The organism is Janthinobacterium amylolyticum (assembly GCF_051380655.1).
Classification (GTDB): Bacteria; Pseudomonadota; Gammaproteobacteria; order Burkholderiales; family Burkholderiaceae_D; genus Janthinobacterium.
On sequence record NZ_JBNYXL010000003.1, the window covers coordinates 48,219 to 61,128 of the forward strand.

At 66.9% G+C, this 12,910-nt stretch carries 11 protein-coding genes; 2 read left to right on the forward strand and 9 right to left on the reverse strand.

The annotated features are described in order from the left end of the window. The 9 genes from ACQ4WR_RS06765 to gspG are packed head-to-tail and all read right to left on the reverse strand — an operon-like array spanning position 1 to position 8,371. Positions 1-492, reverse strand: coding sequence for a type II secretion system protein (locus ACQ4WR_RS06765; protein ID WP_436486174.1), 492 nt, complete (start codon positions 490-492; stop codon positions 1-3). Continuing rightward, entirely contained in the window at positions 489-2,537 is a 2,049-nt protein-coding gene (locus tag ACQ4WR_RS06770; protein WP_436486175.1) for a secretin GspD/PilQ domain-containing protein, read from the reverse strand. The genes ACQ4WR_RS06765 and ACQ4WR_RS06770 overlap by 4 nt, the downstream gene beginning before the upstream one ends. Further along, positions 2,537-3,058, reverse strand: coding sequence for a hypothetical protein (locus tag ACQ4WR_RS06775; protein WP_436486177.1), 522 nt, complete (start codon positions 3,056-3,058; stop codon positions 2,537-2,539). The genes ACQ4WR_RS06770 and ACQ4WR_RS06775 overlap by 1 nt, the downstream gene beginning before the upstream one ends. Next, positions 3,055-3,618 (reverse strand): hypothetical protein, encoded by a 564-nt coding sequence (locus tag ACQ4WR_RS06780; RefSeq protein ID WP_436486178.1) that lies wholly within the window; start codon positions 3,616-3,618, stop codon positions 3,055-3,057. Before ACQ4WR_RS06780 ends, ACQ4WR_RS06775 begins: the two co-directional genes overlap by 4 nt. Then, the gene (locus tag ACQ4WR_RS06785) at positions 3,615-4,163 is read right to left on the reverse strand and encodes a hypothetical protein (RefSeq protein ID WP_436486179.1); all 549 of its coding nucleotides are present in this window, start codon (positions 4,161-4,163) and stop codon (positions 3,615-3,617) included. The genes ACQ4WR_RS06780 and ACQ4WR_RS06785 overlap by 4 nt, the downstream gene beginning before the upstream one ends. After that, positions 4,160-5,002, reverse strand: a complete 843-nt coding sequence (locus ACQ4WR_RS06790) for a hypothetical protein (RefSeq protein ID WP_436486181.1) — start codon at positions 5,000-5,002, stop codon at positions 4,160-4,162. The genes ACQ4WR_RS06785 and ACQ4WR_RS06790 overlap by 4 nt, the downstream gene beginning before the upstream one ends. Beyond that, complete coding sequence (locus ACQ4WR_RS06795) at positions 4,995-6,689, reverse strand: GspE/PulE family protein (protein WP_436486183.1); 1,695 nt, start codon at positions 6,687-6,689, stop codon at positions 4,995-4,997. Before ACQ4WR_RS06795 ends, ACQ4WR_RS06790 begins: the two co-directional genes overlap by 8 nt. Beyond that, positions 6,686-7,891 carry a type II secretion system F family protein gene (locus tag ACQ4WR_RS06800; RefSeq protein ID WP_102296520.1) on the reverse strand — a complete coding sequence of 402 codons (1,206 nt, stop codon included), beginning with the start codon at positions 7,889-7,891 and terminating at the stop codon, positions 6,686-6,688. The genes ACQ4WR_RS06795 and ACQ4WR_RS06800 overlap by 4 nt, the downstream gene beginning before the upstream one ends. Positions 7,892-7,927: 36 nt before the next feature. Then, positions 7,928-8,371, reverse strand: coding sequence for a type II secretion system major pseudopilin GspG (gene gspG / locus ACQ4WR_RS06805; RefSeq protein ID WP_102296519.1), 444 nt, complete (start codon positions 8,369-8,371; stop codon positions 7,928-7,930). A 463-nt stretch (positions 8,372-8,834) separates the two neighbouring features. Here gspG and ACQ4WR_RS06810 point away from each other — a divergent pair, with 463 nt between their 5' ends. Further along, entirely contained in the window at positions 8,835-9,593 is a 759-nt protein-coding gene (locus tag ACQ4WR_RS06810) for an NF038120 family PEP-CTERM protein (protein WP_102296517.1), read from the forward strand. A gap of 52 nt (positions 9,594-9,645) precedes the next feature. After that, positions 9,646-12,798 carry a S8 family serine peptidase gene (locus ACQ4WR_RS06815; protein ID WP_436486186.1) on the forward strand — a complete coding sequence of 1,051 codons (3,153 nt, stop codon included), beginning with the start codon at positions 9,646-9,648 and terminating at the stop codon, positions 12,796-12,798. The last annotated feature ends 112 nt before the right edge of the window (positions 12,799-12,910 follow it).

A 12,910-nucleotide genomic window follows, 5' to 3' on the forward strand; every position in this document is an offset into this window, starting at 1 on the left:
TCACCATAAACGGTAGGGCACGTTATTCAGGCCCGTCTTGTTGGAAGTCGAGTACACATCGTACACATCATCGCCCTCGCGCGGCTCGCCCGCCTCGCTGGCGTAGCTGCGTTTGCCCCAGGTCTGCGCATCGCTCAGGCTGGCGTCCGCATTGAACGGGTCGCGCGGCACGCGGCGCAGGAAGAACAGCTTGCTGCGCTTGGGATTGCGCTGGTCCGGCACGCCCTCGACCAGCAGCTCCAGGCTTTTCGGGTAGCCGCTGGCGTCGGGCGAGCGCACGATGCGGCCCTCGTCGCCGGCGCGCTTGTAGGCGTCGAGTCCCTGGCGGATGTCGCGCAGCGCGCGCCGCAAATCCTGCTCCTGGCGCCGCTGCATGGCCACCTGCGTGACGGGTACCACCAGGGTGCCCAGCACGCCGAGAATGGCCAGGGTCACCAGCAGCTCGATCAGGGTGAAGCCACCCTGCGCCCGCTGTGCATGCACCAGTCTCATTTGGCGGGCGGCGGCGCCACCGGCACGGGCTGGCCGGACGACAGCGGCAATGGCGCCGTCTGCAGCGGCACGGGCTGGCCGGACGATATCGGCAAAGGCGACGCGGCCGGCTCGGGCGACGGCGCCACTTCCGGCGCAGGCACCGTCTGCGGCTGCGGCGAGGCCGCCGGCAGCGCCTGCGGCAGCTGGCCCGGCACCATCATCGGCTGCGGCGGCGCCGGCTGCATGCCGACGGCGGACGGGCCGGAACGCACGATCACCGTGCCCGGCATCTGCGTGGCCGCCTTGGCCGCCATGTCGGGACGGCGGCGGAAGCTGCCTTCCGTGCCGGCCGAAAATTCCGATTCCTTCGCTTCCGGGCGCTGCACCGTGCGCACCAGGTGCGGCGTGATCGACAGCACGATTTCCGTCTTCTGGCTGTCATCCTTGCTGCTGCCGAACAGGCGTCCCAGCACGGGAATGTCCCCCAGGCCCGGCACCTTGTTGCCGGCGCTGCGCTCTTCATTGTTGATCAGGCCCGCCAGCACCTGGTTTTCGCCATCCTTCAATTGCAGCATGGTCGAGGCCTGGCGCGTGCCGATCTGGTACAGGGTCGAGCCGCTCTTGGTGATGGTGGCCGCACCCAGGTTGCTCACCTCGAGCGAGATGCGGATGCCCACCTCGTTGTTCAGATAAATGGTCGGCTCGGCGTTCACCGTCAGGCCCACGTCCAGGTAGCTGATGGACTCGGAAGCGAAGCCGCCCGTGCCCGGCGAAATGGTGGTGGTAATCACGGGCACCTTGTCGCCGATGACGAATTTCGCCTTTTCACGGTTGCGCACGCGGATGCGCGGATTGGCCAGGATGTTCGCGTCGCCATCGGTTTTCTTGGCGTTCGCCGTCACCGACAGGTCGCTCACGCCGATGGTGCGCTGGTTCAGATTATTCAGGTCATTGATGGTCAGGCCGGCGCCACCCGAAGTGCTCAAAGGCGACAGGGTCAGGCTGGTCGGCCAGGCCACGCCCAGTTCCAGCAGGCGGCTGCGCTTGACTTCGAGGATTTCCAGCTCCAGCACCACTTCCGCTTCCGGCACGTCCTGCAGCGCGATCAGGCGCTCGGCCAGGCGGATCGCCTCGGGCGTGTCGCGCACGATGACCAGGTTGAGCTTTTCATCGGCCACCACGTCGCGCGTCTTCAGAATGGTCTTGAGCGTATTGGCCACCTGCTTGGCGTCGGCGTTCGCCAGAAAGAAGGTCTTCACCAGCACTTCCTGGTACTCCTTCAGCTTCGCCGCCACGTTCGGGTAGATCAGGATGGTGTTCGCATCCATCACCTGCTGCTCCAGCTGGTTCGTCACCAGCAGGAAGTAGACGGCCGATTCCACCGTGCTGTTTTTCAAAAAGATCGAGGTTTTCGCGTCGGCCTTGACGTCCTTGTCGAAGACGAAATTGAGGCCGGAGCGGCGCGCGATCAGCTCGAACACCTGTTTTAACGGCGCGTCGCGAAATTCGATGGTGATCGGCTGCTTGTATGATTTGGCCAGGCCCGATTCCACCACGGGCGGCGCCGTCTTGTCATCGACCTCGCGCAGCAGCGCGCGCGCGCCGGCGTGACTCGGCTGCTCGGTGAGGATGGCGTTCAGGCGCTGGCGCGCCGGATCGTAGCGCTTGGCCTCGATATCCTTCTGCGCTTCGGCCAGCAGCTTGCCCTGGCGCTGCTCGCGTTCGAGCGCGCGCAGGCCGCTGTTGGCGCGCTCGTTCTGCGCATCGATTTCCAGCACGCTCAGGAAAGAAGCGCGCGCCAGCTCGCCCTGCCCCGCCTGCGCTTGGCGCTCGGCCTGCTGCAAGCGGCTGCCGGTGGCCCGCTCGCGCGCCTGCAGGTAGGCGCTGCGGTATTGCGCATTGCCGGGATCCTGCTGCAACGCTTCCTGCAGTTTTTGCAGGCCGGCCGGTACCTGGTCTTGCGCGATCAGCTCGCGTCCGTCGCGGTAGGCTTGCTGCCCGGCGCAGCCGGCCAGCAACACCAGCAGTGCCAGCAAGGGCGCCGATGAAAGGGAACGGGACATCACTCGAGTACTCCAATGTTGAGCTGCTGAACCTGGTTCAACGGCAGGTAGTTGATCGTCATCATGGGCGGCGCGATGGCCACGACCTTGTAGGCGCCATCGATGACGGTGTTCGTGCGCACGATATACGTCTTGTCGGCGCGTGACAGGAAGACTTCCCAGGCGCCGTCGGCGGCCGCCTTGCCCAGATAGACGAAGGGCAGCGGCGGCGCCATCGGCGGCGGTGGCGGGGGTGCGGCCACGGCGACCATCTTCGGCGGCGGCGGGGTCCAGTTCTGGCTCTGGAAGACGCCGTCGGCGCCGCCAAAGGTGTCGCCATCCTCGCCCGCCACTTCGCTGCGCGGCAGCAGCGCCAGGATGGCCGGCTGAGCCGCTTCGGGCCTGGCGGCGCTGTGGCGCGCGGGCGCGACGGCCCGCTCCACGGCTTCCGCCACCTCGGCCACGGGCTGGCGCTCGCCAAACAGCAGCAAGGCGCCCGCGCCCAGCACGCCGGCCAGCAGCAGATAATGGCGCGGGGTCATGGCGCCACTCCCGCGGCATCACTCAGATACAAGGTCAGGCGCACGCGCGCTTCCAGCGTGGGGTCGGCGATCTGTTCGCGGCGAAAACTCAGTTCATCGAGCGAGGCAAACGGCATGGCGCGCAGCGCCTGCAGCGCGAACTGCCACACGGCCGCGTAACTGCCCTTCAGCGGCAGGCTCACCTGGTAGGTGGCGATCCTGCCGGCCTTGTCATAGCCGCTCTTGTACTCGCCCTGCGCCAGCACCAGGCCATTCTTTGCCGCCAGGTCGAACAGCAGCTTGACTTGCTGCTCCGCGTGGCGCTGCTGTCCCAGCGCCGCATAGAAGCGCGCCAGGTTTTCGCTTGAAGTGGCCGGCGGCGCCGCGGCGACCACCGCCAGCGGCGGCAGCGGCAAGGGCCGCGCTTCCAGCTGCGCCGCCACGGCGCGCTGCTGCCAGGCCCAGACCCACGCGCCCGCGCCCAGCACCAGCAAGGCCACGGCACAGCAGGCAGGCGCGCCCGCGCGGCGCAGCAGCAGTTGCGCGCGCAGGCGCAGCACGTTCATGTCGGCGGCCATCATGGCGCGCTCCAACGCGCTTCAAGCTGGAAACGCAGGGGCTTGTTCGGATCGAGCTCGTTGATTTCATGGCGCAGCAACTGCACGCGCGTACCAAACAGCTCCTGCTGCTTCAGGAGCGCGACGTAGGCCACCATGGCGTCGCTGCTCTTCGTTTCGGCCGTGATCTTCAGCACGCGCTTGCGCGCATCCGGCTCCAGCGCCAGCAGCGCGATATCGGGCGGCGTGGCCGTGGCCAGCGCATCCTGCACATCGCGCCACGGCAGGTTCAACTGCAGGATGGCCGCATTCACGGCCGCCGCCTGCGCCGGTGCGATGGCGGTTTGCGCCTGCGGCGCCGGGCCCTGCGTGGCGTGCGCGACGCGCTGCTGCGCGCGCTGCAATTGCGCCTCGCGCAGGTGCTGGCGCTGCAGCGCGGCGCCGCCCGCCCACGCCGCCGTGGCGAGCAGCAGCACGCCCAGCGCAGCGGCAGCCCAGGCCCAGGCGGGCACGCGATACAGGCTGCGCCGCCAGCCGGGCGGCGCGAAATCGATGTCCATGCGCGTCATGCCAGGCCTCCGCTGTGGGCCAGCCGGGCGGCCGGCGACAGCGGCGCGTCATCGGCCACGGGCTGCGCCAGCAACTGGCAAGCAACAACATCAGCGGTGCGCGGCGCCAGCCACGCGGGCGGCGGCAAGCCGCACAGCTGCAGCAGCGCCGGCGTTGCCACGCCCTGCAGCAGCGCCTCGCGCGCCACGGCCTGCGCCAGCCAGCCGTGATCCGCGCCCGACGGCACGGGCCGCGCGCGCACGGCAAGCAGGCTGCCGGCATGCACCACGCCCAGGGTCAGGGTAGAGTCCTGCAACTGCCCCAGCCAGGCGCCCGGCCTGAGCGCGCCTTGCCAGCGGTTCCAGTGGCGCACGAACTGCGGCGTGATAAAGAGCAGCGGCAGCTTGCGCTGCGCGGCCACGCGCGTCAGCTGCGCCAGCAGCGCGCGCGGCACGGCGCAAAAGAACGGCGCGCGCGCTTCCCAGGCGCGGCTGCTGTGCCACAGTCCCGGCGCATCGCCATACAGGGCGTGGAAACGCAGCGCGGCGGCCGCCTCGATATCGGCCAGGCGCGTGGCGCCGTGCGGCAGGTCCACCTGCCACAGGCGCACGAGCGCATCGTCAAGCACCACGGACAAGGGCCAGCCCGCATGTTCGCCCGCCGGCAATAGCTGTTCCAGCGCCTGCCCCAGCGCGGCAAAATCGCCGTGCTGACCGAGGTCTGGCGCATACGCCGCCTCGCCCAGCAAGGTCCAGGCAGGCGCGCGCCAGCGGCTGGCGCGCCACAGGCTCAAGCCATCCGGCGCCACGCCCAGCCGCAAGCCCTGTCCCAGGCTGAACTTTCCGATACCTCTACGCATGCAGGGTGACCCTCTTGATTTCCGTGATGGTGGTGGCGCCCCGCCTGACCAGTTCCAGCGCCGCCACGCGCAGGCTGCGCGTGCCGTTCGCATACGCGGCCGCCTTGATCTGGCGGATCGGTTTCTTGTCGACGATGAGTTCGCGGATTTCATCCGTCAGCACGAGGATCTCGGCGATCGAACGCCGTCCCTTGTAGCCCGTGCCGCGGCAGTCGCCGCAACCCTTGCCCTGCTTGAACTGGAAGCCCGCCACGTCGGCGCGCGCCAGGCCCACGCTGGCCAGCTCCGCATCGTCGGGCGTGTAGTCGGTGGCGCAATGGGGGCAGTTGGTGCGGATCAGGCGCTGCGCCCAGATGCCGTTCAGGGCCGAAACGAACGCATACGGGTCGATGCCCATGTGCGTAAAACGGCCGAAGACGTCGAACACATTGTTCGCGTGCACGGTGGTCAGCACCAGATGGCCCGTAAGCGCCGACTGCACGGCGATTTCCGCCGTCTCGCGGTCGCGGATCTCGCCCACCATGATTTTGTCCGGGTCGTGGCGCAGGATGGAACGCAAGCCCTTGGCAAACGTCAGCCCCTTCTTTTCATTCACCGGTATCTGCAAGATGCCGGGCAGCTGGTATTCGACCGGGTCTTCGATGGTGATGATCTTTTCGCGCCCGTTATGGATTTCCGTCAGCGCCGCGTACAGGGTCGTGGTCTTGCCCGAGCCGGTGGGGCCGGTGACGAGCAGCATGCCGTAGGCCTCCTGCGCCAGCGCGCGCAAGGCGACCAGCGAAGGCGAATCAAAGCCCAGTGCCTCAAGCGTCAGGGCGCCGTAGGCCTCGATCATGGCGCGCTTGTCGAGGATACGGATGACGGCGTCCTCGCCATGGATGCTGGGCATGATGGAGACGCGCAAATCGATTTCGCGCCCGCCCGCCTCGACGCGGAAGCTGCCGTCCTGCGGCACGCGGCGCTCGGCGATATCGAGTTCGGCCAGCACTTTCAGGCGCGAGATGATGTGCTCGGCCACTTCGATGCCGTTGACGGACGTGGCGTGATCGAGCACCCCGTCGACCCGGTACTTGACGGCCAGGCCGCCGGCCGTGCTTTCCAGGTGGATGTCCGAGGCGCCCGCCTTCAGGGCGTCGTACAGGGTCGAGTTGACCAGCTTGACCGCCGGGCTGGCCGCTTCCGAGACGCTGGCAAACGACAGCACGGCGGCCGTCTTGCCGTCGCGCCGCGCATCGTTCGCCGCGCCGGGCAGCAGGTTGTCGACGGCGCGCGCCGACTCCTCCTGCTTCGACAGGTAGGCGCCGATGTCGGCCTGCAGCGCCAGGCGGATGCCCAGGCCGCTGCGCCCCGCGCGCGCGCCCAGCCAGGTTTGCAGGTCGAGGTCGAACGGGTCGGCGATCACGCCCACCAGCTGGCCATCGGCGGCGCGCAGCAGTACGCTGTGGCGCGCCAGCGCCAGCGACAAGGGCAGCAGGTCGAAGGCGGGAGAAAACGCCAGCATGTCGGCCGTTTCCAGCACGGCAAGGCCGAACGGGCGCGCCAGCTCCTGCACCACGGCGCGCGCCTCGATGCCGCTCAGTTGCTGCAATTCCTCGACCAGGCTGCGCTTCGATTGCAGGCACAGGGCGCGCGCGCGCTGCATCAGCGCGGGGTCGATGGCGATGGGAACGGAGGCAGTCTGGTTCATGAAATATCGCCGGCAAGATCAAAGATGGGCATGTACAGCAGGATCACGATGGCGCCCACGATCAGGCCGATGGCGGCCATCAGCAAGGGTTCGAAGGTGCGCGTGAAACGGTCGATCCAGCGGCTGATTTCGCCGTCATAAAAGGCCGCCGACTGCGTCAGCATGGGTCCCATGTCGCCCGTGCGCTCGCCCACGCGCAGCATGCGCAGGGAAATCGGCGTCGTCAATTGATGCTGTTCAAACGCGGACGACAGGGGCTGGCCCGCCTCGATGGCCGCGCGCGCCTGCTGCAAGGACGCCTGCATGCGCGGCGAGACCATCGCCTGCACGGTGGAAATGGCCTGCACGATGGTGATGCCTCCTTCGGACAGCATGCCCAGGGTCAGGTACAGGCGCGACAGTTCATAGATGCGCACGCGCTCGCCGATGCCGGGCAGTGCCGCCAGCAGGCGCGCCACGCCGCCATTGCGCAGCACGCGGCGCACGGCCGTCACCACGATACTGCCGGCGATAAGCAGACCCAGCAACAGCAGCAGGCCGTGTTCGGTGACGAACTGGCCCCAAGTGAGCATGACTTGCGACATCCATGGCAGGTTGCGCCCGGCACCCTGGTAGACCTCGGCGAAGCGCGGCACCACGTAGCTGATCAGGAAGGCGCTGACGCCGCCGCCCACGGCCAGCAGGATGGCGGGATAGATGGCGGCGCTGACGATCTTGGCGCGCACCGTGTCGATGCGCTGCTGGTAGTCGATATAGCGCGACAGGGCGCGCGGCAGGTCGCTGGTGCCCTCGGCCGCCTTGACGATGCCGATATACAAAGGGGGAAACAGTTCGGCCTGTTCGCCGAGCACGCTGGAAAAGCGTTTGCCTTCGCGCAAGCCTTCCAGCAGGCGCGTGAGCACGCTGCGCGTGGCGGGCGACGCTTCCTTTTCCAGCAGCGCTTCGAGCGCCTCGACAATGCCCAGGCCCGCGTGCAGCAAGGCCAGCAGTTCCTGACTGAACAGCAGCAGGGGCAAGGCGCGCGCGCGCTGGCGTCCGGCGGCACTGAAGGGCGTGGCCCGCAGCGGCCGGATGGCGCTGACGAACAGGCCGCGCGCCTCGGCCTGGCGGCGCGCGTCGGCTTCGTCGCGGCCATCGATCACGCACGTCGTCAGGGTAGCAACGGCCTGGTCCGTGGAGAGCGCGCGTACTTCAAACTGCATGATGGCGTATCCGTCTGGAGAAAATAGGCGCTGGCGCTATTGCGAGCTGATGTCGGCGTTCTCGCCGCTGCCGCCCGGCTGGCCATCCTTGCCCATCGAGACGATGTCGTACTCGCCCTTGCTGCCGGGGGCGCGGTATTGGTAGGCATGGCCCCATGGGTCGAGCGGCACGGCCTTTTTCAGGTAGGGACCGTTCCAGCGCGTGCCGGCGGTGGGCGGCGCGACCAGCAGCGCGGCCAGGCCCTCTTCCGTGGTCGGGTAGCGGCCCACGTCGAGACGGTAGGTGTCGAGCGATTTTTCAAACGCCTCGATCTGCGCCTTGGCCACCGTCACTTCCGACTTGCCCAACTGGGCGAAATACTTCGGCCCCACGTAGGCGGCCAGCAAGCCGATGATCACGATGACCACCAGCAATTCAAGCAATGTAAAGCCACGCGCCTTGCGCGTTGCCGCCAAGTCCTGCCTGTGTGCTGCATGCATCCGGTAACTCCTTATTGCCTACCTTTAATTCATTGCGCCGCTGTACGCCGCTGATGGCCACGCACTGACGGCACGCGCTTGCCCGATGCATGTCAGCCTACCATGCCGATTATGGTTAATACAATCTTTTCTTTGTACTGTGAACAACAAATTCCCGGGGAAACCATCAGCGACGGGCGAAACCGCCACACGGCGCCGTTCTGAACAACCTGATGTATTTTTCAACTATTTTCAGTGCGGAAACTAACTACTATTGGTTACTACCCCATAGTGATTGATGAATTTTATTCATTCATTATTTGTAACTTTCAAATTAAATTTGAAATAATTTCAAACAATGTAATTGCCTCTTTTGCTATAGTAAAAATCAATTTTCTACGCATTGGTCTTGCCCAGCTGCGCAGAAAAGAGCATCCAAGACGCAAAACATATTGCATCCGACATAATCACCAAGGGAAAATTCATGACTCGTATTGTGCATTCGAAGGCCGCTGCCAAAGCTGGCCCTTTCTCCGCCAAGCAGCTGACTGGTGCCGCCATCCTGGCCCTGTCCGCCGCCTGCGCCCCCGCCGCTATCGCGGACGTGATCAACTTTAATAATGTCGATAACCAGTTTGTCGGCCATGGCGATGCCTTTGAACTTGGCAACTTCGTGCTGACGGGCGCTTCCAATGCGGCCGGCGCCGCCTATGGCGACCTGGTGGGCGCGGTGCTGGACGGCACGGACCCTGCCGCCTGCGGCATGGCTTGCCCGACCAACAATACGAGCAATTACTACGCGGCCCTCAACGATGGCATCGTCTACCTCGACCCGCTGCGCGCGGGCGGCAGCGTCAGTCTGCAGGGTTTCGACGCCAGCTTCATCGGCTACGCCCAGGGCGCCAGCTACCCGGCCGTGGCCGGCCTGCTGCGCGTGCAAGGCTTCTATGCCGATGGCTCTTCCCTGTATGAAACATACCAGCTAGGCGGCCCGCTGGGCGGCGACTTCCAGTTCCAGCGCTACAACACCAGCGCCAGTTTCGGCAGCCAGCAGTTCGCCTCGCTGGCCTTCTTTGGTTTCACTTGCAACACGGCCGGCAGCTGCAACGCCTTCAACAGCAACAAGGGCCAGTTTGCGCTCGACAATATCGTTGCCTCGGTACCGGAGCCATCGACCTACGCGATGATGCTGCTGGGCCTGGCAGGCATCGGCTTCGTGGCGCGCCGCCGCCGTCAAGCCTGATCCGCCGTTCGCCTCCCGCACCCGTACCTCTACCCGTTTACCAGGAAATTCCATGACATTCCGTCCCGCTTTGCGTCCCATTTCGCTAGCCGTGCTGAGCCTGTTTGCCAGCCTGAGCATCCAGGCCCACGCCGATGACCTGCGCCGCCCCTACATCGTGCAGCTGACCGATAAACCAATCGCTTCCTACGCCGGCTCGGTGGAAGGCCTGGGCGCCACCCAGCCGGCCGCCGGCGGCCGCCTCGACCTGGCCAGCGCGGAAGTGCAGCTGTACGGCGACTACCTCGAACAAAAGCAAGCCCGGGTCCAAGCCCTGGTCGCCGCCGCCCCGGTGCAATACCAGTACAAGATCGTCCTCAATGGCTTTTCCGCCCTGCTGACCGACGCCGAAGTGCGCCAGCTGCAGGCCAGCGGCGACGTGGCCAGCATCGCTCCCGACGAGCCGCGCACCCTGCAAACGAACTACACGCCAACCTTCCTGGGCCTGGACCAGCCGGGCGGGCTGTGGAGCCAGCTGGGCGGCAAGCAGCACGCGGGCGAAGACATCATCATCGGCATCGTCGATGGCGGCGTGTGGCCGGAAAACCTGTCGTATGCGGACAGGGTCGACGCCAACGGCACCCCCACCTTCGATCCGAACGCCAGCCTGGCCTATGGCGCGCCGCCGGCCGCCTGGAAAGGCATCTGCCAGACGGGCGAAGGCTTTACCTCCGACCACTGCAACAACAAGCTGCTGGGCGCACAATACTTCAATGCCGTGCGCCTGACCGAGACGGACAAGATCCAGCACTGGAGCGAATTCACCTCGCCGCGCGATTCCGTGGGCGACCCGAGCGGCGAAGGCGGCCACGGCACGCACACCTCGTCCACTGCGGGCGGCAATGCGGGCGTGCCCGTGACGGCGAACGGCGCGCGCCTGGGCGCGATTGCCGGCGTGGCGCCACGTGCCCGCCTGTCCGTCTACAAGGTCTGCTGGTCGTACAACCTGGCCACCCAGCCGACGGGCGCGAAGAACGGCTGCTATGGCGGCGACAGCGTGGCGGCGATCGAAAAAGCCGTGCAGGATGGCGTGCACGTGATCAACTATTCGATCAGCGGCGGCGGTACCGTCAACGATCCCGTCGAACAAGCCTTTTTGCATGCCTCGAATGCGGGCGTGTTCGTTGCGGCCTCCGCCGGCAACTCGGGACCGGCCAACACCGTGGCCCACGTCAGCCCCTGGATCACCACCGTGGCCGCCTCGACGCATAACCGCGCCAACCAGGCCAACGTGACCTTGAGCAACGGCGCCAGCTACACGGGCGCATCGCTCAACTACGACCCGCTGCCGGCGACCACCCTGATCCGCGCCCAGGATGCGGGCCTGCCCGGCGCCGACGCGCAAAAACTGGCCCTGTGCTACCGCGCCGGCGACAACGGCGGCGTGGCGCTGCTGGATCCGGCCAAGGTTGCAGGCAAGGTCGTCAGCTGCCTGCGCGGCACCACGGCGCGCACCGACAAGGGCGTCGCCGTGCTGGAAGCGGGCGGCGCCGGCATGGTGCTGGTCTACACGGGCATCGGCCTGGTGTCCGATCCGCACGTGCTGCCGGCCGTACACGTGAGCGCTGCCGATGGCGCGCTGATCAACGCCCAGGCGCAAACGGGCGCGGCCACGGCGGCCATCTCGCGCTTCGTCACCAACGGCAACGGCCCTGCCGCGCCCGTGGTGGCCGATTTCTCGTCGCGCGGCCCGAACCTGTATGACGCCAACCTGCTCAAGCCCGATGTCACCGCGCCTGGCGTGGACATCCTGGCCGGCGGCACGCCTGCCCTGTCGCGCGCCCAGCGCGATGCCGTGCAGGATGGCAGCCTGGTGCCGGCGCAAGCCTACATCTTCCTGCAAGGCACCTCGATGGCCAGCCCGCATGTGGCCGGCCTGGCCGCCCTGCTGCGCCAGCAGCATCCGACGTGGAGCCCGGCCGCCATCAAGTCGGCCCTGATGACCACCGGCAGCACCACCCTGCCCGACATCCAGACCGGCGACGCGCGCGGCATCCTGCCATGGGGCCAGGGCGCCGGCCACGTGACGCCGAACAAGGCCGCCGATCCGGGCCTCGTGTACGACGCCAGCCTGGCCGACTACAAGAAATACATGTGCGGCGTCGGCATGTCGGCAGAATGCGCGGGCGGCACCATTGCCGGCTATAACCTGAACGTGCCGTCGATCACCATCGCCAACGTGCTGGGCACGCAAACGGTCACGCGCCGCGTCACCAACGTGGGCAGCAGCAGCGCCACCTACACGGCCAGCGCCTCGATCAGCGGCTACAGCATGGCGGTGACACCATCCAGCCTGGTGCTGGCGCCGGGGGAAACCAAGTCCTTCACCGTGACGTTGACGCGCACCACGGCGCCGGACAATGCCTGGCAGTACGGCGCCCTCGTGTGGAGCGACGGCGTGCACGCGGTACGCAGCCCCGTCACGGCACGCTCGGGCCGCGCGGTACAGTCGCCGGCGCTGGTGCAGGCGGACAAGGTCAGCGGCTTGCGCGCGCTGCCCCTGGCCACCGGCTTTGCCGGCAAGGTCGGCGCGGCAACGGGCGGCCTGAAGGAAGTGGCCCGCAGCGAGCAGACCATCAACCAGTCGGCGCCAGGCAGCATGGAAACCGTGGCGCAGATGACGGCCGCGTGCAAGGCCGGCGGCAGCGGCGTGCGCACTGTCAATGTCAGCATTCCCGCCAGCGCCGTGGTGGCACGCTTTGAAATCTTCGACCGCGACACCACCGAAGGCACGGGCAATGACCTGGACCTGATGCTGCTCAATGGCGCAGGCACGGCCGTCGCCCTGTCGGCCACGGCCGGCTCGAACGAGGCCATCACGGTGACCACGCCCGCTGCAGGCAATTACAAGGTGTGCGTGATCGGCTATGAGCTGGCAAATGGCGTCTCGACCGGCTTCGGCCTGTCGTCGGCCGTCGTCACGACAGCCGACAAGGGCGGCAACCTGAAAGCCACGCTGCCAACCAAGGTGTATGTGGGCGGCAGCGCCACGGCCGGCGTCAGCTGGGCGGGCCTGGAAACGGGCAAGCGCTACCTCGGTGGCGTGGTCTTCCTTGATGGCAACAACGCGGCCGCGTCCACCACCGTGCTGTCGGTGGAAACCAACAGCCCGCTGCCACTGGCCGCACCCAGCCAGCGCAAGGTCAGGCTGGACGCCAAGCTGTAATGGCATCGTTCTGACCTGACGCCACACCACAACGCGCCCTGCGGGGCGCGTTTTTCATGCGCGGCCGCTTCCGGCGTACAATCGGCACGGCAGGCGTCATGAATCGCCTGGA